Annotated in this window: 21 protein-coding genes; 4 read left to right on the forward strand and 17 right to left on the reverse strand. The window is 60.9% G+C overall.

Annotated features, from left to right (window positions below):
- Positions 1 to 185: 185 nt before the first annotated feature.
- Positions 186 to 515: a DUF6388 family protein gene (locus NL123_RS17860; protein ID WP_494355951.1), complete on the forward strand. Its 330-nt coding sequence runs from the start codon at positions 186 to 188 to the stop codon at positions 513 to 515.
- Positions 516 to 519: 4 nt separating this feature from the next.
- Here the strand turns inward: NL123_RS17860 and NL123_RS17865 are convergent, their stop codons facing one another.
- Genes NL123_RS17865 through tssA form a run of 16 tightly spaced genes read right to left on the reverse strand, consistent with a single transcriptional unit; the run spans position 520 to position 20242 of the window.
- Positions 520 to 1365, reverse strand: coding sequence for a serine/threonine-protein kinase (locus tag NL123_RS17865; protein WP_494355952.1), 846 nt, complete (start codon positions 1363 to 1365; stop codon positions 520 to 522).
- Positions 1362 to 2075: a PP2C family protein-serine/threonine phosphatase gene (locus tag NL123_RS17870; RefSeq protein ID WP_494355953.1), complete on the reverse strand. Its 714-nt coding sequence runs from the start codon at positions 2073 to 2075 to the stop codon at positions 1362 to 1364. Before NL123_RS17870 ends, NL123_RS17865 begins: the two co-directional genes overlap by 4 nt.
- Complete coding sequence (tssM, locus tag NL123_RS17875) at positions 2072 to 5446, reverse strand: type VI secretion system membrane subunit TssM (protein WP_494355954.1); 3375 nt, start codon at positions 5444 to 5446, stop codon at positions 2072 to 2074. The genes NL123_RS17870 and tssM overlap by 4 nt, the downstream gene beginning before the upstream one ends.
- Before the next feature lie 15 nt (positions 5447 to 5461).
- On the reverse strand, positions 5462 to 6325 hold the full coding sequence (icmH, locus tag NL123_RS17880) for a type IVB secretion system protein IcmH/DotU (protein WP_248488069.1): 864 nt from the start codon (positions 6323 to 6325) through the stop codon (positions 5462 to 5464).
- 4 nt (positions 6326 to 6329) lie between these two features.
- The gene (gene tssK / locus NL123_RS17885) at positions 6330 to 7658 is read right to left on the reverse strand and encodes a type VI secretion system baseplate subunit TssK (RefSeq protein WP_248488068.1); all 1329 of its coding nucleotides are present in this window, start codon (positions 7656 to 7658) and stop codon (positions 6330 to 6332) included.
- 1 nt (position 7659) lies between these two features.
- Positions 7660 to 8154, reverse strand: coding sequence for a type VI secretion system lipoprotein TssJ (gene tssJ, locus NL123_RS17890; RefSeq protein WP_494355955.1), 495 nt, complete (start codon positions 8152 to 8154; stop codon positions 7660 to 7662).
- Entirely contained in the window at positions 8151 to 9323 is a 1173-nt protein-coding gene (gene tagH, locus NL123_RS17895; protein WP_494355956.1) for a type VI secretion system-associated FHA domain protein TagH, read from the reverse strand. The genes tssJ and tagH overlap by 4 nt, the downstream gene beginning before the upstream one ends.
- Positions 9324 to 9339: 16 nt before the next feature.
- Positions 9340 to 9471, reverse strand: coding sequence for a type VI secretion protein (locus NL123_RS17900; RefSeq protein ID WP_248488065.1), 132 nt, complete (start codon positions 9469 to 9471; stop codon positions 9340 to 9342).
- A gap of 42 nt (positions 9472 to 9513) precedes the next feature.
- Positions 9514 to 11049: a sigma-54 interaction domain-containing protein gene (locus tag NL123_RS17905; protein WP_494355957.1), complete on the reverse strand. Its 1536-nt coding sequence runs from the start codon at positions 11047 to 11049 to the stop codon at positions 9514 to 9516.
- Positions 11046 to 13478 carry an AAA family ATPase gene (locus NL123_RS17910; protein WP_494355958.1) on the reverse strand — a complete coding sequence of 811 codons (2433 nt, stop codon included), beginning with the start codon at positions 13476 to 13478 and terminating at the stop codon, positions 11046 to 11048. The genes NL123_RS17905 and NL123_RS17910 overlap by 4 nt, the downstream gene beginning before the upstream one ends.
- Positions 13479 to 13490: 12 nt before the next feature.
- Positions 13491 to 14498: a type VI secretion system baseplate subunit TssG gene (tssG, locus tag NL123_RS17915; RefSeq protein ID WP_494355959.1), complete on the reverse strand. Its 1008-nt coding sequence runs from the start codon at positions 14496 to 14498 to the stop codon at positions 13491 to 13493.
- A complete protein-coding gene (gene tssF / locus NL123_RS17920) occupies positions 14462 to 16249 on the reverse strand; it encodes a type VI secretion system baseplate subunit TssF (RefSeq protein ID WP_494355960.1) in 1788 nt (595 codons plus the stop codon). The genes tssG and tssF overlap by 37 nt, the downstream gene beginning before the upstream one ends.
- Complete coding sequence (gene tssE / locus NL123_RS17925; protein WP_494355961.1) at positions 16239 to 16658, reverse strand: type VI secretion system baseplate subunit TssE; 420 nt, start codon at positions 16656 to 16658, stop codon at positions 16239 to 16241. The genes tssF and tssE overlap by 11 nt, the downstream gene beginning before the upstream one ends.
- A complete protein-coding gene (gene tssC / locus NL123_RS17930; RefSeq protein WP_494355962.1) occupies positions 16655 to 18130 on the reverse strand; it encodes a type VI secretion system contractile sheath large subunit in 1476 nt (491 codons plus the stop codon). The genes tssE and tssC overlap by 4 nt, the downstream gene beginning before the upstream one ends.
- 28 nt (positions 18131 to 18158) lie before the next feature.
- The gene (gene tssB, locus NL123_RS17935) at positions 18159 to 18656 is read right to left on the reverse strand and encodes a type VI secretion system contractile sheath small subunit (protein ID WP_248488060.1); all 498 of its coding nucleotides are present in this window, start codon (positions 18654 to 18656) and stop codon (positions 18159 to 18161) included.
- 32 nt (positions 18657 to 18688) lie between these two features.
- Positions 18689 to 20242 (reverse strand): type VI secretion system protein TssA, encoded by a 1554-nt coding sequence (gene tssA / locus NL123_RS17940; RefSeq protein WP_494355963.1) that lies wholly within the window; start codon positions 20240 to 20242, stop codon positions 18689 to 18691.
- A 473-nt stretch (positions 20243 to 20715) separates the two neighbouring features.
- Here tssA and NL123_RS17945 point away from each other — a divergent pair, with 473 nt between their 5' ends.
- On the forward strand, positions 20716 to 21231 hold the full coding sequence (locus tag NL123_RS17945; protein ID WP_025858362.1) for an Hcp family type VI secretion system effector: 516 nt from the start codon (positions 20716 to 20718) through the stop codon (positions 21229 to 21231).
- Positions 21232 to 21283: 52 nt separating this feature from the next.
- On the opposite strand, the gene NL123_RS17950 is transcribed toward NL123_RS17945, so the two are convergent.
- Positions 21284 to 22105: an aldo/keto reductase gene (locus NL123_RS17950; RefSeq protein WP_102592766.1), complete on the reverse strand. Its 822-nt coding sequence runs from the start codon at positions 22103 to 22105 to the stop codon at positions 21284 to 21286.
- Between the two features lie 106 nt (positions 22106 to 22211).
- On the opposite strand from NL123_RS17950, the gene NL123_RS17955 reads away from it, so the two are divergent.
- Both NL123_RS17955 and NL123_RS17960 read left to right on the forward strand, forming a co-directional pair.
- Positions 22212 to 22706 carry a DUF1543 domain-containing protein gene (locus NL123_RS17955; protein WP_248488058.1) on the forward strand — a complete coding sequence of 165 codons (495 nt, stop codon included), beginning with the start codon at positions 22212 to 22214 and terminating at the stop codon, positions 22704 to 22706.
- Between the two features lie 158 nt (positions 22707 to 22864).
- Positions 22865 to 23146: a peptidylprolyl isomerase gene (locus NL123_RS17960; RefSeq protein WP_003174386.1), complete on the forward strand. Its 282-nt coding sequence runs from the start codon at positions 22865 to 22867 to the stop codon at positions 23144 to 23146.
- Positions 23147 to 23176: the final 30 nt, after the last annotated feature.

The following is a 23176-nucleotide window of genomic DNA, read 5'->3' on the forward strand; positions in this document are numbered from 1 at the left end:
ATCGCCCACTGTCCCTGCAAGGCAGGGCTGGAAGCACCGGCTAACGCTACACGTCCTGGCCCAATGAGCGAAAGCCTTTTGCCATTCATCTGGGTGAATTTTCCGTATCGGATAACAGGCCAATCGCCGAATCTGCTTCAATGAAGCCTATCCGCCTCCCCCTGACCTGTGTTTGGAGTAAGCCTTTGTCACAACCCGGTGATAACCACCAGCGCGCGCTGGACAAATTCCTTGATGAACACCCCGAAGTCGCCGCCGAACTGGATACCCTGAATCCGCTGGCTGCGCAGGCCAGGGGCGAAACCCTGGTCCAGTACCGCGCCGAACGCTTGCATGAAGCCTTTGAAGCGCAAGCTGAACGCCAGGGCCTGTTTGCCTGGGAGCTGACCCTCAAACTGACCGCCGACTCCTGCGAGGCCTTTGAAGCCCAGCGCCTCGAAGTGCACAAGGAGGTGGCGCAGATGGCTGGCCTGAGCTGGGTCGAGTACTGCCAACTGCACGACCTGCCCCGCTAACGCACTACCCCAGGAACCAGAGACGGCGCCTGCCCCCCAGCACTTCGCGCAACTCGGCGACCGACACCGTTCGTTGTTCAGGATCCATCGCCAGTGCCGAACACACAGCGGGCCAGCAATGCCTGGGCAGTTGCCTCGGCCTCGGCAGCGGCTGATGCTGCTGACGTTCGCCGGGGCGCCTCCCTTCGGCCAGTTCATAGAGCACGCTGGCAACCCCGTATAAATCCGCACGGGCTGACGGAAGCCCGCCGGCCATCAGCTCCGGTGCCGCATACGCAGGGGTCCAGGCATTCAGGCGACTGCGGCTCAAGCCGGGCAATCCTGCCCTTGCCTGCGCTTCAGCATGGCCCAGGCCAAAATCGAACAAGCGTACCCCCTGCTCCCCCACCATGATGTTCGCCGGTTTCACATCGCCATGCAGGACCCCTTGTCGATGGGTGTACGCCAGTGCATCCAGCAGTTGCACGGCGATGGGTTGCAACACCGGCCACGCCAACCCTTGCGGGCATTCCGGGAGCAGGCGGTCCAGGGTCAGGCCGGGCATCACTTCCATGGTGAAGAATGCCAACTGGTGCGCTGTGTCGACCTCGAAAGAAAAGGCCCGGACCACGTGTTCATGGCGCAGGCTTCGGGTCAGGGCGAACTCGCTGTACAGCAACACGTGGGCGTCGGTGGACGCACAGAGCGTCTCTCCCAACAGCTTCAGCGCCACGCGCGCGTCCGGTTCGCCAAACGCCTCATGTAGCAGATCCCGGGCACGATAGACCACCCCCATGCCCCCTGAACCGAGCATTCGCTCCAGCTGGTAGCGTCCCGCAAGCAGGTTCGGCGGGCCGACAGCGGCGTTCATGGCTGCACCACCACCGCAGTGAGGTCATCCTGTGCGGGCCCACGTAGCACGTCGCTGAACAACCGCTCCACCACCTGCCCTGGCGTGCCGGCATTCATCGCGCGCCCCAGTTCCCGGTGGCTGAGCCCTTGGTACAGGCCATCACTGCACAGCAAGAACACATCGCCTGGGTGGGGACGCAGTTCCAGTATCTCCAGACTCAGCGGTTTTCCCGCGCCAATGGCACGAGTCAAGGCGCGGGCGTCTGGATGAGCGCGGGCCAGTTCCAGGCTCAAATGCTGCTTGTCCATCAGTTGCTGTTGCAGGGAGTGGTCCCTGGACAGCTGATACAAACGCTGCCCTCGCCAGAGATAACATCGGCTGTCCCCTGCCCAGATGCACGCCGCGCGGTCACGCTCAAGCAACAGCACAACCACCGTACTGCCCATGATGCCTGAGGGGCCATCGGCCGCCTGCAACTGGCTGTCGAGCCCGCGCAGGCAGCGTTGGACGGCCTCGACCCGTTGGTCGAAGCTGCCTTGCCCTGGCAGCGCCGCCAGACTGCTGATTACCCTTTGACTGGCCACATTCCCAGCATGATGCCCACCCATTCCATCGGCGACCGCCCAGCAACCGCGTTGCGGGCAATCGAGGAACCCATCCTCGTTACGCGCACGACGCTTGCCTTGCGCCGTACGGCCGGCACTTCGCCAAGGGTGCGCGCGGTTCACAATTGCTCCGGCAGGCGAAAGCCGCGCCATGTAGCCATCTGGAACGGGCTGGGGCTGCGTTGGCTGGTGAGCAGGTAGTTGGCACGCAGGCCGGCCAGGTCGGCCTTGAGTATCTGTGCATCCCTGCCGCTGGCCGGCTCGTTTTGCATCAATTCGAAAAGCCGGAACAACGACCAGGCCCCCTGGTCTTTTTCAATGCCCAGCGGTCGCTCCGTACCGCGCTCCAGTACCAGGCTGCTGCGCCCATTGTCCGCATCAATCGGCCAATGGAACGCCATCGGCACGATGGGGCCGTGACGGTATTCCAATTGCTGATCGCCCACCCGCAGCGTCGCCCGGTTGACGGCCTGGTCCAGGCTGTAGGGCGCTAGCGTGAACAGAACGGTCCAATCCCCCTGGTCTGCGCTGAAGAACCCTTGGCGAATCACCTGCGCCCGGGTCAGTTGGTCGAGCAACGAGCGTGAAACCGGTAGGCTGCGGCCCTCAAGGCCCCGCAAACGATAGCGGCTCCCCTCGACACTGACGAACGGCCGCAGGTAGCTGTCATAGAAGTGCTCCATCACCCCCCGTGGTTTAAAGAACGACTGGAAATCACCCAGGGCAACATCGCTGCCGGCATCGGCATTGAAGGGGTAGCGGTGCCGGATCGCCTTCACATAAAAACCATACACCTCACTGTGATAACGCTGGTTCACATACCCATAGGCGTCATCCAGCAGATGGCGCCAGGTTTGCTCGGCAATCCCGTCCAACCAGCCCTTGAGCGGCTGCGGCAGGCGAGCAGCAGCGTCACGCAGGTTGCCCAGCAGCGGCTGCTGTCCATCCATGCGTTGCCTGGCCATCTTGAATGCGGCCTGCTCGGGCGAACTGTCACGGTTCAGTGTCGAGACTTGCAGGTGCAGCTCATCCAGCAAGCGCAAGGCCTGGGTCAGCTCGGCGGTCGGGTTCTGCTCTTCATCCAGCAATAGGTGCAAAGGCTCGAAACGACGCAGTAAAGCGCGCCGGGCAGTATCCGGCAGCGTTTGGCGCGGCAAGGCTCGGGTGAGCAAGCCGGACACCGGCGCGCCCAACTCAGCGACCTGCTGGCTCACCGCTTCAAGCCGCTCATGGGTCGGCAGCAATCGCGTGTGTTCACGCACCTGCCGCAACAGCAACACCAGCGCCGACTGGGCGGAAGTGAAGTTCGCGAGCTGCTGCGCATCGTGCCTCAGGTCGTCGCTTTCCAGTAGCCTGACTCGACCCAGCGCATCACTCCAGATGTCGGCGTACTCGCTGAAGTAACGCTGTTCCAGCTCCAGCATCAGCTTGCGCAAGTCCACGACGCTGAGGTCTGCGGCCTCGCCAAGCACCCAGTTATCCTGGGCGATGGCATTGACCAACTGTGGCCCCTGGCTTTCGAAAAACTGCAGGTATTTACGCGTATAGAAACCCGGGATGGGCGGCTCAACCCTGGAAAACGCGGGGTTTTCAGCGAGGCGCAAGGGTTCCAGGTGCCGCGCTTGCTCGCGCAGTGTCCGGTAGACCACCTCTGCCATTGGCTCACCGCGCAGCACCAGGCGGGCATGGGCGACCAACTCATCATTCAGCGGGGCCAAAAAACCCTGTTCAACGAGCCGTGCAACATGTTCGTTCAGGCGTTTGTGTGTCGATGCATCCTCGATGTACCCAACAGTCCGCAGCCCCGCCACTTGCTCGGCCAACCAGGCCTTATCACGTCGCTCGGGCAGATTGAGCATCAGGTAAGCGCGCAGGCTGTCGAGCAACTGCTCGCGATCACCCAGGCTGTCACGTACCTGTTGTTCGAGCCGTAGGGTCACGTAGGGCAGCAATTGCTGATGCAGGGCTTGTTCGTAGGCGCTGCTCAATAACGGCCGACTCATCTCGCCCTGATACAAGCCGCCCCGCTCAACCCAAGGTACTTTGGCCGCCGGTGGAAACACCCCTGTGGCCGCCAGGCGACTGTCCAACAGTGCGAGCAACGCCAGGCTGGCGTCCGCTTCGGGTTGGCCTACGGACTTGGGGTTGATCAGCTCCCGCAGTTGCACCAGCCGCTGATGGTTGAACGCGTAACTGTGCGCCCACAGCGCCCCGGCAGCACCCACAACCAATGAGGCGGCCAGCGCCATCAACCCGTGGCGTCGACGGATGCGCTGCCGCTCCGGGGCACGCAACCCGGCAAGACCGGCCTCGGCAAAAATCACCCGATTGAACAGGCCCTGGGCAAAATGGGCACGCACATCATCTGTCTTCGCGCAGGTCAGGTAGAACCCGCGCAAGCCGTTGATTCGCTGGTAGCGATGGGCGGCAAACGCACTCTCGATAAACAGGCAGACAAACTCGCCCAGGCGCGCAAGATGCTGAGGAAAACCCAGCATGCGGCCTCGGCGCTCAAGGTTGCGTTCCTGATGCAAGCGCGGGATCAGCTCGGCCGCCACGCGTTGCAACAAGGCGTCGAATGTTTCGCGTACCTCGGCGACTTCCATGCCTGCCGCAGCCGCCACCAGGCGCTCACCCAGCCAGTCTTCTGTGGCGTCGCCCTGCCGCGCATCAAAGAACTCGGCAAACCCGGCCAACCGATCAAGCTGGGTCAGCACCAGATACACCGGCACATCCACCTGCAGTGACTGCTGAATGTCCTGCAAGCGGTTACGCACATGGCGCGCGTGACGCTCCAGGTCGTGTTCGTTGCTGCGCAACAGCGTACCGACGGACAGCGTCACCACCACGCCATCGAGCGGCCGTGCCCTGCGCCATGACTTGAGCATGTCCAGCATTGTCGACCATCCTGCTGCATCGACACTTTGGTCGGGTTGGCTCAGGTATCGACCTGCCATCTCGACCACCACCGCATCGTCTGCAAAATACCAGTCACAGTACGAGGTGGCGCCTGGCTGCATCGGGTGCGTCCGGTCGAGCGCCGTCGGCAACCCGGCAGCGGCCAGCAAGTCGGTCTTGCCGCTGCCCTGCTCGCCGATCAACAGGTACCAGGGCAATTCCTGGCGCGAACGCTCACTGCGCTCGCCGTAGCGCTGCGCGGTTTTCAACGTCTGCAGCGCTTCCTTGAAGCGCCCCCGCACCTGCGCCACTTCGTCATTGATCAACCCCTGCTGCTGAAGATGTTCACGCTGCCCAGGCTGATCCAAACGCGCGGAGCGACGTGCTCCCACCACCACCATCGCCAATCCCCATAACAGCAGCATTGCGCTGATGGTCAACAACCGGGCCGTCGAACCCTGCCAGAAACGGTAGTCGTCTACCGCCAGCAACGGCCCGACGAACCACACCAGCAGCGCGCCGGCCAGCACCAGCAACAGGCTCCATGCCCAACTCTCGCGCAGCACCCTGCCCACGCGTTTGAAGAATGCGTTCATTCATTGCTCCCAGCGTTACAAGGGCGTCCGAGACGGCTCTGCCAGCGAAGATTGGAAAGCATGCAACGTCGCCCTGCGCTCCTGCCCCAGCATCCAGGCGAACCCCGAATACACCACCAGCAGACACGCCAGCACGCAGACTGCGGCCCAGGCAGCAGAGACAATGCGTATCCGTGCCCGAGCGGTCCCGTCGGCGTCTGCTACAGGGGTTAACGGCGGCTGATCGCCGCGCACATGCCTGATCTGGCGATACACCGCGTCGTGTACGGTTTCGAGCTGCGCCCTCCCCCGCTCCATGACGCGGTATTGGCCTTCGAACCCCAAGGACAGGCACAGGTACATCAACTCCAGCAGGGCCACATGCTTGACGGGGTCGCGGGACAAGCGCTCGAGCAGTTGGAAAAACTTTTCACCGCCAAAGGTTTCGTTATGGAAGCGGCTAAGCAGGCTGGTCTTCGACCAGTCGCTACGGCCACCCCACGGCGTAGTGACCACGGCTTCATCAATGACACTGCACAGCACGTAACGCGCCGACATCACCTGGCTGTTCTCGGCGCCCAGATACAAGGCATAGGCCTCGAACGCATTGATGCCTGAGGAAAACTGCTCATTGAGTGCCTGCTGGCTTTCGCGACCGGGGTTGGCCTTGAGCTGGACCACTTGCAGCAAGAGTTCCCAAGCCGCGGTCAACAGCACATTGGGGCCACTCTTGAAGTGCCGTGTACCTTGCAGCTGGGCGCAATAGATCATGCGGTCTTCCAGTTGCTCGAAGCGTGGCGGCGACGGAAAGTCCGTAACGGCTGCGTGCGCCGGGCCGAGACCCTCACGGTCAAGCAACACGGTTTTTTCGTCTTGCGGGTATTCACTGTCCATAGTCATGACGTCAGTTCCTGATAGCCCAGAAGTTGAGTTCCAGCTCGGCAAACTCGCCGCTGGCGTGGAAGGCGAAACCACCTGATTGCTCCAGCTGTGCAATGTCACGGGGGCTGAGTTCGAGCATGAAATAGGTCTTGCCGGCGTGGAACGGAATCTGCCGCGGCGCTACCGGCAACGGCTTGACCTTGATCCCGGCCAGGTGCAGGTTGACCAGTTCGCGGATGCGCTCCACCGGTCCGATCTTGAGATGGGCCGGCAGTCGATGACGCAGCTCCTCGGTATCGCACTGGGCAGTGGCCGCCAGGATGAAGGTGGCCGTACCGAGTAACTTGAGGTCGCTCACCGGGCAGACCAGCACCCCGTACTGACGGGGTTGCAGCGTCAACTCGACCGCCTGCTGTTCCAACACCAGCGACAGCACCGTACGAAGGCCTTCCATCAACCCGCGAAAGCTCGCGCCCTGATCGCCATGCCGGTATTGCACCGGAAATTGCGCACGTTTGTTGTCGTTGGAAAACGTGCACAGCTCACCGAAAATCGACAGCAACTCCCGATACACCACCTCCGGGCGCACCTGGGTCTGGCTCAGGTAGTGACGCAATCTCAACTCCGCACGATTGATCAACTGCAGCATCAAAAAGTCGCCGACCTGTGCGCTGGCGGAAGCGCCGTTTCCCTGGATGCGAGCTGCAATCGCATCGCCACGGGTCGCCAGCAGGCTGGTGATTTCGTTGATGCAAGACGCCACATACCCCGAGCCCTGGAGGTAGATAAACGTCGGTACAAAATCCGCATCCAGCCTCACACCACCGTCCTGGGTCGAATCCACCACCCGGGCAACCTGGAGTTTCACGTAGAAAGGGTCACCGGGCGGCTCGCCCAGCATCAGGCGCAAGTCCGGGCGCGCGCATTTGATCTGGCAACGGGAGTCGACCCCGGCAGCGGAGTCACCGATCTCTGCATCACAGGCGACATAGCGCGCCAGGACATCGCTTTGCTCCTTCGAGCGCACCTCGATCTGATTGTCAGTCGCCAGCGGCAGCGCCAGGTACACAGCCTGCCTGCCTGGATTGGCAGGCACCTGCAACATCAGGGGTTCCAGGGTGCCGCTCAGCTCGAACAGGCTGCCGTCCGGTAACACTCCGCTGGCCTGGTTCACCACAATCTTGCCCAGGTTGAGGTACTGCACATCGACTTCCAGGCTCAGGAAACCCCAGGCATCACTGTTCAACAGCCGGGTATGGTTGAGTTGCCGATGGTAGTAGCGGTCGCTGTGCTGCAAGTGTTGGGGCCTCAGCAGCATGCCCTCTTGCCAGATAACGTTGTGGATCTGCATCTCAGTCCTCCGTCCTGTCAGGTTGAGTTGCTGCCATCCGGATACCCGTCTGGTCCAGCACGATGTCGGCACGGGTCAACTGTCCGGGAGCCAAAGGCAGCACCCATCGCCATTGCACATGGGGCAAGTCACGATAGGCCGCCAGCACGCCGACATAGCGACTGCGCGGCTCGACACTCAGCTTGAGCGCCAGCCGTTCGCCGGGGCGCAGTTCCAGCTCCTCGCCGCTGACCCAATCCTTGGGCAGTGCCTGCTCGGCCCGGCCGTAGAGGCTGAAGAAATCAGCGTTTTCAAAGGCCACCGGATGCCGCAGTTCCAGCAATTGCACCACCACGGGCGAGGGGCGGCCGTGAAGGTCGGGGTTGACCTCGTCGCTGGCCGTCAATGTCAGGTCCAGCTTGGTGAGGGTGGAAAAAGGTGAAAAGTTGCTGCATCCCGCCAGCAACCCCAGCACTAGCAGCGTTGATAAGACAGCGACCCGAGACCGGCCAATCATCCTGCGTACCCCGCGTGAAGCGTGGAGACCAGGCGTACCTGTTCCTCATAGGCCTTGCAAAAGTCATGACGCAGCATCTGCTCATCCAAGGGTTCCTCGTCAGTCAGTCGCCTGTAATGGCGTTGGTAGGCCCGCCAATGGGCGCCATCGCTGAAGAACCTGGGTGCATTGCCGTCACGTTCAAAGCGCAGCAGCAGGCGCCCAGGCGCAAAGGCTGCCACTGCACCGCGTACGGCAGCCCGACAGGCCACGACCAGAGCCAGTTGATGAACCTGCAAGTCTCGGTACGCCTGGTCGACCGCTTGCTCGGCAGAGAACTGATCGGACTCACCGTCGCCGAGCAAAAAAGCCAGGGCGGCATGGCTGTCGGCGCAGTTTTTCAACGGATTGCGGGTATTGAGCAGCGGAACCGCCAATAAGCCGTGGACCTCGCTGTTGAGTTCATCACGGGTTCGCAGGCTTTGCTGCAACCCTTCGAGGGTTTGCCTGAACAGGCCCGCCACCTTGATCGCCAGGGCTTCGCGCCCCGGCGTATCAAGCGAATCCACCTGCATGCCCAATGCGTGGGCGAACTGCGCCCAGAATGCTTGCGAGGTTGCCGGTGGTGGCGTGACAGGGCCAGGTGACACAACGTCTCCGGCTGGCTCAGCCCATTGCGGCACGACCAGGTGATCGTGCTCCACCGTGCCCTGACGTAACGCTTCGAACGCTGCCTGCGGCGTGGTGTTCAACGCGTCCAGCTCTGCTAAGGAATTGCCGAGCCGTGCCTCGCGATCCAATGCTTCGACAGGATCCAGCCCCAGGAACGCATCGTCTGGAATCGTGTGTTGCCGAGCAACAACCGGCCCTGCCTGCAACACCAGGCGGGCACGGATATCCAGCAGCCCAAGTTGGTACACATCGCCGTCACTGATGAGCCGTGCCTGTCCTTTGCACAGGCGCTCCATACTGCCCGACACACCGATACCGTTGCTGCTGATATCCGTCAGGAAATAGCGGCCCTCTCTAAAACTGACCAGGGCGTGGTGACTGGAAATCAGACGGTTGGCATCCGCGAGCACCCAGTCACAACTCGACTTACGTCCGATCACGCCACCGACCCCGTCAAACGTCTTGCGCTCAGGGGGCTCCCCGCTTGCGGTGCTACAGAGTTCAAACATCAATTGCATGACAGCGGCCCCCTGTTCAGTGCCCACGACGAGTCGCATGGGGGTCACCCAACGGACGGTAGTCGGCATCATCAAAGACATAATTGGCGTTACAGCCACTCAACAAACTCAGCGCAAGCACCAGGGCTTGCCACGGATGAAAAGGCATCAGGTATCTCCCATGAAAATAAGCGGCCCGCACGTTCCCTGCTCAACCCTCCTCGCGGGCGTCCCCCACGGGGATTTTCAAGCGCGCCAGGCGGTAAAGCAGCGTGCGCCGCGCAACGCCCAACTCACGGGCGGTACGGGTGCGATTGCCACGGTTCTTGTGCAGGCAATCGATCAGGAACACCCGCTCTACCCGCTCCAGGCGTTGGCGCAACGTCGCATCGACTGCCCCAGTGGCAGCCGGCACCGGCAAGGACAGGTGTGCCGGCAGGATCACGCCGTCGTCACAGAGCAGCACCGCACGTTCCACCAGGCATTTGAGTTCGCGGACATTGCCGGGGAAGGCGTGACCCGAGAGTTGATCAAGGGCTGCATTCGACCATTCCACCGGCACACGCCCAAGGGCGGCAGAGGCTTGATGCGCGAATTCCCGCGCCAACAGCAACACATCGCCGTCGCGCTCACGCAGAGGCGGCAGTTCGATGGGAAACTGTGCGAGCCTGTAGTAAAGGTCCTCGCGAAAGCCGCCTTGGGCGACCATTGCGGCGAGGTCACGATGGGTTGCGGCGATGATGCGTACATCCACCTTGTGGGCCGTACTGGCGCCCAACGGACGCACTTCGCCCTCCTGCAAGACCCGCAGCAATTTAGCCTGCAGCGACAGCGGCATATCACCGATTTCGTCGAGGAGCAGCGTGCCGCCGTCAGCGCTGTCAAACAGCCCGGTGTGGTTACGCTCAGCCCCAGTGAAAGCACCTTTGCGATAACCGAACAGCTCACTTTCCAGCAGCCCTTCGGGAAACGCCGCACAGTTTTGCACCACAAAGGCTTTGCTCCTGCGCGGCCCCGCAGAATGGATCGCCCGCGCCACGACCTCCTTGCCTGTACCGGTCTCGCCACGCAGCAACACGGTGTAGGGCGTATGCAGCACCTTGCCGATCAGACGATACGTCTCGTCCATAGCCGTACTGCTGCCGATCAACCCGTACGCTGAACGCGGCGCCGGCAGGCAAGCCTGGGGTTGGGCAACACGTGCCGTGGCACACTGACACCGCAGTAAAGCGCGCTGCATCAAGGCAAGGCTGCCCAATTGGCTCAAGGCGGCGGTGTAGGCCTGCAGGTTTTTCCGATGCTGGCTGGCACACAGCAACACACCCTTGATGCCCTTGCCTCGGTCAAACAACGGCACACATGCCAACGCTTGCCAGGGGGTCGCCATGACCGGCAGGAAACCGTACTCGTACACGCTGCCTGAGTGTGCTTCCAGGCTGAGCGCGGTTTGCTGGTTCAGCACATAGTGCAGCACCTGTTCATGCTGGAAATCCTTGGTACAGGCCGGATCGCCAGGGCAAGGCATGCCGTGCAAATGCTGGGCGATCAGTTCAAGCCGGCCAGTGGATTCGTTGCGCCAGTACCATTGGCTGAGGTCACACTCGCTCAGTTGCGCCGCTGCGGCGACACACAAACCGGGGAGAGTGGCTGCGTCGTCCGCGCTGCCCAGGCGGATGAACCCGTCAAGCAGCGCATCGGAACAGGCCGCCGAACGGGGCAGCAGAGTGAGCAGCCGATCCTCCCTCATTGGCTGAACTCACAGGTTGGAACACCGTTAGCCGCCAACCGCGCATGGACCTGTGACACAGGTTCACCTCGGGCCATGGCTTGCAACCGCCGATCGACCACCTGCGGCAACAAATGCAGCTCGATCCATTGATCGATATAACGCGCACCACTGTCATCGTGGGCGCACCGCTCGGCCATGTGCTCAACCAGCTCCGGCGTGTAGCTGAATGCCAGGCTGCGCAGACTCAAGCGTTGTCCCAGGCGTTCGAGCTTGAGCCTTGCCAAGTCATGCAGGACGTCATCCGTGACCGGGTAATACGGCACGACACGCATCCTGGCCAATAACGCGGCTTTGAAGTGGTCCCGCAATTGCGGCAGGATCGCCTGATGCAGCGTTTGCACGTCAGGTCGCCGGCCGCCTGCGCACAATTGCCCGATGCGCTCACTGCCCAGGTTGGACGTCATCAGGATCAGCGTGTTGCGAAAGTCGATTTCCCGGCCTTCCCCATCATTGGCCAGGCCCTTGTCGAAAATCTGGTAGAACAGGTTCAACACTTCCGGGTCGGCCTTCTCGACCTCATCGAGCAACACCACCGAATACGGGCGTTGCCGCACGGCTTCCGTCAACACGCCGCCCTCGCCAAAACCGACATAACCGGGCGGTGCGCCAATCAACCGGGACAGGGAATGTTTTTCCTGGAACTCCGACATGTTAAGGGTGGTGACGAAGCGCTCACCGCCATACAGCAGGTCGCCAAGGGCCAGCGCCGTCTCAGTCTTACCCACGCCACTGGGGCCGACCAGCAGGAATACGCCGACCGGCGCGTCAGCCTTGTTGAGCCCGGCAGCAACCGCACGCAGGTTGCGGTCCAGGGCCTGCACCGCTTGCTCCTGGCCGAGAATGCGCAGGCGCAACGCATCGGCAAAACCCAGCACCCGGTCACTGTGCTCAAGTGCCAGTTGTTCAACCGGGATCCCCGTCCAGGCACTGATGACCTGAGCCACCAGGCGGGGGCACACCTGCTGCGTGGTTTGCTGCTGTTCAAGCCAGCGTTGCTCATGGTCCAGGCGCTCACCGTCCAGCGTCTCCATACGCTGGTCCAACGCGTGCAAGGTCTGTTCGTCCACGGGAAAACCTTCGTCCCGGTCTCGACTCAATGCCTGAAGCTGCCGCGCGCCTTCCGCCTGTTCTGCATAAAGGTGTTGCAACGCCTCAGGCGCGGTCTCGCGGCGAGTGCGCAAACGAGCGCAGGCGGTATCCAGTACATCTACCGCCTTGTCGGGCAACTGACGCCCGGCCAGGTAACGGGCGCTCATCTGCGCCGCCGCGACCACCGCATCGTCCCGCACGTAAACGCCATGACTGCGCTCATACACCGGGACTAGTCCGCGCAGGATCGAGATCGCTTGCTCGACGCTGGGCTCACCGACCCGCACAGGCTGGAAACGTCGCGCCAATGCCGGGTCTTTTTCGAAGTATTTCTTGTATTCCGTCCAGGTCGTCGCAGCGATGGTGCGCAACTCGCCGCGGGCCAGCGCCGGCTTGAGCAGATTGGCGGCATCGGACGCACCCGCCTGCCCACCCGCTCCCACCAGCGTGTGCGCTTCATCGATAAACAGGATCATCGGTTTCACCGCGGCGTTGACCTCATCGATCACACCCTTCAGGCGTCGCTCGAACTCGCCCTTGATACTGGCACCGGCCTGGAGCAGGCCCATGTCCAAGGTCAGTACCCGCACCTCCTTGAGAGACTCGGGCACCTGTGCAGTGGCCACCCGCAGCGCGAGGCCTTCGACAACGGCTGTCTTGCCCACTCCGGCTTCGCCGACCAGGATTGGGTTGTTCTTGCGTCGACGCATGAGTATGTCGATCAACTGGCCGATCTCAACGTCACGACATAACACCGGGTCAATACGCCCTTCACGGGCCTGGCGTGTCAGGTCGTGAGTGAAGCGCTCCAGCAGTGATTCGCCCTGGGGCGCGGGGTGTGTACGAGACGCCTGACTCAACACGAACGCCTGCACACGCTGTGGATCCAGCCGGCTCAGAAAAACCTGATAGGCGCTGCCCGCGTGTTGCAGCGGATGACGCAAGAGCGCCAGCAACAGGGCGCCGTGATCGACCTCAATGTGCCGCAGTTCCAAATGAGCAACCATCGAAGCCTGTTGCAGCCATTGCACCAGTGCCTGGGCAAACACCGGATTGCGTGACGCACTCGCCTCCCCCTTGGTTTGCAGCGTGGCTTGCAGTTCTGCGGTTTCAATATCGGCATCCTTCAGCGCCCGCACCAGCAGGCCATCGTGATGTTCCAGCAGGGTCAACAGCAGGTCTTCCACCAGCACTTCCCGGCCGCCGCGCATGACGCAGCGCTCGGCGGAACGCTCCAGGTCTCGGCGGGCCTGGGGGGTCAATGCCTGGATAAGTTGTTGCAGGTCCACATTCATCATCCTGATTCATCCCTAATAAGCGTTGCCAGGCACAATGACCACACCGTCGGCGCACTCATGCGCCAGCCAACTGGTCCAGCCGAGGCGGCAGACGTTGTGTTCACCGATGTGCAAAGGCCGGATCTCTTCCTTGGCCATGACCAGGCGCACGTCATAGTCCAAAGGGTCCCGCGCCGTCAGGCGCACCAACGAACACAGCAGCGGATAGTCCGCGCCGGTCGGCAAAAAACCATGGAATCGGTCCCACCCCAGCCCCTGCAGATGCACCCTGAACTTGCCGTTGCGATCAGCCACCCGGCTGCCCAGCACCTGGTCATGGCCAAGGGTGCTGTTCGCGGCGCCAAGCCGATTTCGCTGCGACTCGGCGATGACCACGCTGCGCAGGACCCACTGCTCGACGAACAAACGACGATGCTTGAAGTAGTAACGCAGCACCGCCTCGATCAAGGCCGCCGAATGCACCCGCAGGCTGAGCAACCCCAGGTAGGGCAACAGTCGCTTGCCATTCAGTTGCGTGGCGCTGCGGACCTGCGGCCCCCTTAACCCGATCAACGCAAACATCTGCTCGGAGAAGGCATCACCGGCGCTTACCTGGAAACACGCCCGATAGCGATATTTGCGCCAGATCGGCAACATCAGCCGTTGCAGACGGTGGTGGAACACGTCAAGGAAGTCCCGGGTTGCATTGCCACCCAATTCGTCGGTGCACGCCTGCTCACCGTAAAACGCCGGCAATGGCGAGCCCGCACCACACAGGCCCAGCACGTTAAGACGCAAACGCGCACGCAACTGGCCGTGCTCGATAAAAAACACCACCCGGTCGATATCGTGACCAGGAAAACCCAGGCCCGGGTTGGCCTGGAACTCCAGCAAGTCGTACAGCGTGTCGTCATCCAGCAACGGATGGGCATCGCGCAGACGCTGGATGACCCGCAGGACCGCCTGAAACAGCGAGTACTCGCGGATAACCCGGGTCAGTTGTGTCAAAGCGGGGGCTGCTGGCCCATCCGTGGTGGCCATAGGTACACGTCTCCTTGTGTGCTGATGACTCTTAGTTCGTGGTAAGCGTTGAGGCTGGCGTACAGCGCGAAGAACTCGTTGAGCACCGAGGCGAACACAAACACTTCGCCCTCCCCCAGGAAGCCCTGGGGATCGATGCTCAAGTCGATGCGTAACCCGCGAATCGGCAAGCCGTGGAGCAATTGGTCGACCGCTGTGTGGCTGACCGAGCGCATCGCGCCTAATCGTCTCTCGCTGACCTTCTGCGCCTGGCGATCGTGATAGCGTGGTAGATCGTAGGTTTCGAGGATCACTTTCAAGGCATGGATGTCAGTCAGTGACAGGTAGTTGAGCGACATGTTGCTGATCAGTCGCCAGAGAAAGTCCCGGTCCAGAGGTGGAGTAAAACTGGCTGTCGGTGCGCAGATATTCCGGAACGACAGCCCTTGCGGCGTCTGCTCGCAAGCCTGGTTGATAGCGCCGACCTGCAATTGTCGAGGCAGGTTGTGATTGGTGCACGTCAGCTCGATCGACAGTGTTTGCTGGTCCAACTCCAGACCGCTGCCCAACCCGAGCCAGGTATCCAGCCCGGTATGCTGCGCCGATGGCCGCTGGCGAATGCTGTAACTCGCCGGCCCCTGGGAACGCGCGGTATCCCCCTCATGCTCGAAGGATTCAAAGGGCACGTAGGCCTGATATCCCAGCCCTCCGGGATGCCAACCCGTGACGCTGTCTACGGAAAATACACTGGCGTTCCCGCGTGAGTACTCACCAGGGATCAGCAGGTATTCGTCCTGTTTTCCGTCCAGGCGGATGGGTACCGCGTCATGCTTGAACAGGTTGACGATGGGGGTGCAGTACAGCTTCACGTTATCCAGGCTGGGCTGTCTGGGTTCTCGCCATGGCCTGCCCAATCGGAAGCGCAACACCACGCCGCACACCTGCTTGAGCAGTTCGCCAGGTAATCTTTGCAGTGCCCCCAACCCGCCCACATCGACAAACAGGTACTTGTCGGGAAAGGCAAAATACTCCTGCAGATGGCGATAGCCGCCAAACGTATTCGGCGGATACGGAATCAGCGCCTGCTCCTCGCTGAACCCTACCGGCTGAACCTGATCGGCGCCCAGAAACAGCGATATCACTTGCCCATCCACCCCGTGAATCGGCATGCCATCCCGACCGAAAGGCAGCAACTCGATACCCTCCAGATGACGCAACAGACTCAGGTACAACGCCTGGCTGATGTAGCGATCCCCCGCCAGATGCAGACGTAACTGATCGAAGTGCCACTCACTGAAGTTGCCTTCTGCACTCATCTCCAGGCGCAGGCTCAAACTTCCCCGTTCAGCCTGGGCGCTGTAGTCCAGCGCACTCAGCTGCAACGGCAAAACCTGAGTGGCGTAACAGGTACGAAAGCGGCATCGTTCGTCATTGACTGCGGCACTTTCAACCGGCGTATCGCGCGCGACCCACACACCAGGGCCTGAGTGTTTCAGCGGATCAAACTGCAGGATGCTGAAGGCAGGCAGCGGGCGCATGTAGTTGGGCCAGAGCAACTGCATCAGCGAATGCGTCAGCTCTGGAAGCTCGTCATCCAATTTCTGGCGCAAGCGCCCGGTGAGAAACGCAAAGCCCTCCAGTAACCGCTCTACGTCCGGGTCCTGACCGGCTTCCGCAAGAAACGGAGCAAGCGCCGGATTGCGCTCGGAGAAGCGTCGACCGAGCTGTCGCAGCGCACTGAGTTCGCTCTGGTAGTAACGGTTAAAGGTCATCAGGCATGACCTCTACCCGACCGGAATCAGAGAGCCGCGCGGTAAACACCACCGGTTGAGCGACACCCTTGACCACCAGGGTGGCTTCGATAGCGAAGGCAAGTGCCAGCGGGTCATGATCCCGTGGCAACGTCATCACTTTTACCTGCTTCAAGCGCGGCTCGTAAGCTCGGATAAATCGCTCGATCAACAGACGTGACTGACTCAGCGATTCATGCAGGCTCTGATTCATATCATTGAGGTCGGGCATACCGTAGTCCGGCAGTGTCTGAACGCTGCCGGCACGGATACTGAGCATTTTCCCCAGATGGTGCGCGACAGATGTCACGCTACTGGCGGGGGTTGCCGCCGGACGCTCAAGGCGCTCGAACAGGCTTCGATAACCGCGCACTTCCTGGTCCTTGCTCATTCTTTGTCGAGCTTGCCGACGAGGGATAGCGTGAAATCAGCGCCCATGTACTTGAAATGCGGTCGCACACTCAGGTTGACGCGATACCAGCCGGGCTCACCCTCGACATCACTGACGACGATGCGTGCCGCCCGCAAGGGCCGTCGCCCACGCACTTCGGCGCTGGGGTTTTCCTGGTCGGCGACGTACTGGCGAATCCATTTATTGAGTTCCAGCTCCAGGTCAGTGCGCTCCTTCCATGAACCCAATTGCTCACGCTGAAGGACCTTGAGGTAATGGGCCAGGCGATTGACCACCATCATGTACGGCAACTGGGTACCCAGGCGGTAATTCAACTCGGCTTCCTTGCCCTCGGGGCTGAGCCCGAAGTGTTTCGGCTTTTGCACCGAGCTGGCGGAAAAAAACGCCGCATTGTCACTGCCCTTGCGCATCGTCAAGGCGATGAAGCCTTCTTGCGCCAGTTCGTATTCACGACGGTCGGACACCAACACTTCGGTGGGGATCTTGGTTTCGATTTCCCCCATGCTCTGGAAGTGATGCAACGGCAAGTCTTCCACCGCTCCACCACTTTGCGGGCCAATGATGTTCGGGCACCAGCGGAACCGCGCGAAACTGTCAGTCAGGCGCGTGGCGAAGGCGTAGGCCGTGTTGCCCCACAGGTAGTGCTCGTGGCTGTTGACCACGTTTTCCTGATAGGCGAAGGTCTTGACTGGACACTCAAGCGGATCATATGGCGTACGCAGCAGGAATCGCGGCACGGTCAAGCCGATGTAGCGCGCATCTTCGCTTTGGCGAAAGCTTTGCCATTTGGCAAATTGCGGGCCTTCGAAATGGTCCTTCAGGTCCTTGAGGTCGGGTAAACCGGTGAAACTTTCCAAGCCGAAAAACGCCGGGCCGGCAGCTGCGATAAATGGTGCATGGGCCATGCAGGCCACACTGGAGGCGTACTGCATCAGCTTTACATCGGGGGCGCTGGGAGACAGGAAGTAGTTGGCGATAATCGCGCCCACCGGCTGGCCACCAAACTGCCCGTACTCCGCACTGTAGATGTGTTTGTACAACCCGGACTGGGTCACTTCCGGCGAATCTTCAAAATCTTCCAGCAGGTCTTGCCTGGAGACGTTCAGGAGTTCGATCTTGATGTTCTCGCGAAAGTTGGTGCGATCGACCAGCAGTTGCAAGCCCTTCCAGGACGCTTCCAGCGCCTGGAAGTCGGGATGGTGCAGTATCTCGTCCATCTGCAGGCTGAGCTTGGTGTCGATCTCGGCGATCATCCGGTCGACCAGGCGTTTCTTGACGGGCTCGCCACGGTTCTGGGGCTTGATCAACTCTTCGATGAACGCCGAGACACCGCGCTTGGCAATGTCATAGGCGTCGTCGTCGGCGCTCAGTAATGTCTGGGCAACGATGTTATCGAGGATGCTGTACTGATCAGAAGGTCGTGCCGGCAGCGAATGCTGTTGTGTCGTCATGGGGTCAGTGTCCTTTTACTGAAAAATGTCAGGCGTCGGGGCTGTCCAGCCCAAGTTCCGCCAGTACCCGTGCGCGGGACTCATCGTCGGCCAGGGTTTGTTCGATCGCCTTGCGAAAGCTCGGGGTGTTGCCCAACGGCCCCTTCAACGCCATGAGTGCCTCACGCAGCGCCATCAGCTTGTGTAACTCGGGCACCTGTTCCACCAGGTTCGCCGGGTTGAAATCCTTCATGGCATTGATGCGTACCTGAATGGCCAACTCGTCAACGCCAGCCTCTTCCTGCAAACGGTTGGGCACGCTCAACGTCAAGCTCAATGCCTGCTTGGCCAACACGTCATCCAGGGTGTTCTTGTCGATAGCGATGGGCTTGCGATCTTCAAGCTTGCGCGCGTCCTCACGCTGGGTGAAATCGCCCAGTACCAACAGCTTCAATGGGAGCTCGACTTCTTCCTGCGCCCCGCCGATTGCGGGTTTGAACGTGATATTGATACGTTCCTTGGGGGCTACCGAACCTTCTTTGGCCATGGTGTCTCTCCTTTTTCAAGTGGCTCGAAAGCCTATTCAAGTACCGCTTCCAGATCGAAGAGGCACAGCCTGCGATGGGTGTCTTCCTTGCGTTCGCGCACGGCATGGTTTTGTGGCAGCAGGTCGCAGCAGCGGTGCAGGAGCTGCGTCACTTCCAGGGCCAGCTCTGGCTCCCAGCGCTCCAGGCCCGTGCGTTGCAGTTCGTGGTCAAGCTGTTCGAGCTGGATCTTCGCCAGCTCATGCTTGCCCGCCTGTATGCACAGACGCGCTTGGGCGAGCCGCCAATGAAAACGTGCGCGATCACTGCGCGCAGCCTGCATGCCTTGCTTGAGCTCTCGGATGGCAGACTTGAGCCCGTCCTGGCGCAGCCGCTGTGTCACCGTCTGCAAGGCGATCGCCCAGGGCTCGGCTTGGGCATCAATGAGTGCTGCGGGCAATTCAGGCCTGTGCAGGTGATGGGCAACCCGCTGGGAGATCCAGTCGCGAGTGGCTGCGTCGGCAAAGGGTGCGCCGTCGTGAAAACGAAACGCAGGCAGGTCCGGCAAGCGTTGCAGCAACAGCGCGAAGGTCACTTCCAGCTCGGTCATGGCCAGGTCGGCCTGCAGGACCTCCAGGCATTCCCAGAGCATGCGCAGACCATCGAACCAGAACATCGCCCCGGCAAGACTGGCCTCAAGCTCAAGCACCAGGTCTGCGTGATGGCCTTGTGCAAAGCGCTCCTGATAACGCTTGAGCTTGTCGGGAGCCGGCCCGCGCAATGCGGTCACCTGCTCGTTATCGGCATTCGGGTAGCTGGCGAGTGCCAGCCATGCCAGTGTCCGGCTCAAACGCAACGCGCGCAGGTCGGTGGCGTTCTGGCGCAGCCACCAGGCACAGAGTGGGCGGGCCTGCTCCTGCAAGGTACGGAGCACCTTGTGCGCGTCCTTTTCGCTCTCCACCGCTGCTTCGGGCTTGCGCAGTTGGCTGGCGGCCTGCTTGACTTGCTCGATAACCCCGCTCAACCCCGCCACCGGGGTATCGTCCTGCGCTGCCCGCTCCAATCGCTGCGCCAATTGCCTGCGAACCGGCAACAGCAGCGGCGCATCATCCCCCAGGTGCTCGGCCCAAAGCTCGTCCAGACGCACCAGGTGCTCAAGCACGGCGCGGAACAAAGGCTGCTGGTTCTGCAGCGCCAGGCCCTGCGTGAACAGCGGCTCAAGGCGCAATACCAGCCATCCGAATGCGGCACCGCGGGTGCGCGGTTTTTCCGGGTAGAGCACCGACCACTGATGCTCACAGAGGTAGCGCAACATCCCGAGCCCCGCCAGCAGCCCCGGGTAGGATTCACGCTGGTGCAACGCCCAGGTCAACCACACAGCCACCCGCAGATCCTTGGACTGGTGGCGTAGCAGGTTCTCGCTGGTTTCCAGCACCTTGTGCCAGTCGGGCTGGCTGCCGGCATGAATCGATTGTGCCTTGGCCAGCTCGGACTCCAGCACTTCATATTCACTCGAAAAGCGCATGTCGCTACCGGCAAAACTTGTTTGCAGACAGGGTGATCGTGCAACTTCTAGATAATAATCATACCGGCTATCCGAATAAATCATTTTCCACCATGCACAACTAAAAAACCAAACAAACCAACTAACCACGCAAGTAATGCGTGACAGTGGGCTATCTTGAGTTCGCATTTTCCTGCGAAGCCCTCGAACCTTAGTCATGCCCAAAACATTCAGCAAGCGATGGAATTACACTTAGTCCTTTTCCTACAAACCCAGCTACCACCGGGAATGCGCAGGATTTTGCGCACCTAACCCTGCATAGTCATTCAACTAATCATCCAACTTCAGCATTTATCGACATTTCAAGATGAGCAACTAAATGCGCACCCATGCGCAATCAAATACACGTAATTAAGCCCAGTAGCAGCCTATCGCGCTGAATATCCGACCTACTACAACAGCATCACCCTGATTCCATTGGCGCCTGCACTTTCAGGCACGCTTCTTGTTATAGGCATTTGCCCAGCCGAAAACTTATCGGTTGGAACTACCTCATCAATCAGACAAGGAACCCCGTCATGCCAACACCCGCGTATCTCTCTATTACCGGTGTAAAACAAGGTTTGATCACGGCAGGCACGTTTACCCAGGACTCGGTAGGTAACATTTACCAGGAAGGCCATGAGGACCAGATTCTGGTCCAGGCGTTTTCTCATCAGGTGATCATTCCCCGCGACCCACAGTCGGGCCAGCCAACCGGCCAGCGGGTGCATAAACCCCTGATGATCAGCAAAGTGTTCGATAAGTCCTCGCCCCTGCTCTTCAGCGCTTTGACCAGCGGCGAAGAGGTCAAGTGCCGGCTGGAATGGCTGCGCACTTCGTCGGCCGGGACGCAGGAGCATTACTTCACCATCGAACTGGAGGGGGCGACCATCGTGGATATCCAGTCACGCATGCCCAACTGCCAGGACCCCGACAACGCCCATTTCACTCACTTGGAAGATGTGTACTTCACCTATCGCAAGATTGTGTGGACTCACGAAGTGTCCGGTACTTCCGGGTCGGATGACTGGCGCAGCCCGGTTGCGGGTTAAACCGGCTTGACGCGGGCGCGGCGCCAAGGAAGGCGCCGTTTCCGTAAGGCAACTACACCATCGCCAAAGGATGCTTGCGTTTTGGCGCGCCGAATACCCGATCGATCGCGTCCAGGTCGTGCTCATCCAACACCAGCTTGGCTGCTGCTGCGTTGAGTCGCACGTGCTCGGGCGTAACGGCCTTGGGGATGGCGATCACACCGTCCTGGCGCAACACCCAGGCCAGGGAGACCTGGGCGGGTGTGACCTCGTGACGGCGGGCGATCTGCTTGAGGGTGGGGCTGGACAGCAGTTCGCCGCCCTGGGCGATCGGGCAGTACGCCATCAAGGGCAAGTGGTGCTGTTGCCACCAGGGCAGCAGGTCGAACTCGATGCCGCGTTCTTCGATGTTGTAGAGCACCTGGTTGGTGGCGCAGGCCGGGGAGGCAAGTTCCTGCAGGTCGGCCACGTCGAAATTGGAGACGCCCCAACGTCCGATCTTGCCCGCTTCGCGCAGGCGTTCGAAGGCTTCGACCGTTTCTTCCAGCGGGTACTGGCCGCGCCAGTGCAGCAGATACAGATCAATGTAGTCGGTGCCCAGGCGCTGGAGGCTGGCCTCACAGGCACGGGGCACGCCCTTGTGGCTGGCATTGTGCGGGTAGACCTTGCTGACCAGGAACACCTGGTCGCGGCGGCCACGAATGGCCTCGCCGACCACCGTTTCAGCGCCGCCCTCCCCGTACATTTCGGCGGTATCGATGAGGGTCATGCCCTCGTCGATACCCAGTTGCAACGCCGCGACTTCCGCGCGGTGCTGGTCGGGGTTTTCGCCCATGCGCCAGGTGCCCTGGCCGATGACAGGAACGGGAACACCCGCCAGATCAATGGTACGCATGACAACCTCCTGATGAGTTCGCGAATTAACAGTGTGGCATTGGCCGGACAAAAGGGTTCAATCGAAGTATGGTTAGCCTCTGCCAAGTCGCCAGGAAGTCTCTGCAATGCTGTTTGTCGTCATGCTCGGGGGTAAGCACCCACGGGCGAAAATTGAAGTGCACGATGTGGTGTTTGCAGTTGCGGACACGCTGGAAGCAGCCTACGCGCAACTGCGCGCCGATTGGTTTGGCAGCCCCAAGGGCGTGCATATCGACTCGTGGATGGCGGTGGACGGCGTCGACGGCTGGAAGGTCGAACTCAGCCCCCTGGCCCCTGCAGCCGGCGCACACCACCTGTACTTCATCAACCTGGGCGGTTATGAGGCCAACAGTTTTGGCGAGGCCCACCACTACCTCCTGGTGGCCGCCCGCAATAAGCAGGAGGCCACGAACAAGGGCAAGCAACAGATGCTGCGTCACTGGTCCCAGGCCCATACCGATGGAGTACTGGACATCGACGACTGCTTGCCCATCGACCTGGTGGACGGTCGCTATATCCATCTGGTGCAAGGCCCGCATCGGCCGATCATCCAGCAGAACGACTACATCGTCCTGGCCTGAACCCTACCCGACAGTGCATGCGCAGCTCATCGAATGGCTCACCCACAGCGGCGCTATGGCCCGTGCCTGAGCCACTCGGGCAATCCGGCGGAACTTTGCCGGGAAATAACCGCCTGAATCCGGTAGGCTCACCTTTTTTATTCAAGGAGTTACTTCCCATGGCCAAAGCCACCGCCCGTCACATCCTCGTTTCCACTGAAGACAAGTGCAACGAACTCAAGGCCCAAATCGAAGGCGGCGCTGATTTCGCAGAAGTCGCCAAAGCCAACTCCAGCTGCCCATCCAGCCGCCAAGGCGGTGACCTGGGTTCGTTCGGTCCGGGCCAGATGGTCAAGGAATTCGACACCGTCGTGTTCAGCGCCCCGGTCAACACCGTGCAAGGCCCGGTAAAAACCCAGTTCGGCTACCACCTGCTCGAAGTCACCAGCCGCCAGGACTGATCCCGCCTGTGCTGATGCAATAAACAACGG

This window comes from Pseudomonas sp. FBCC-B1565, assembly GCF_059133265.1.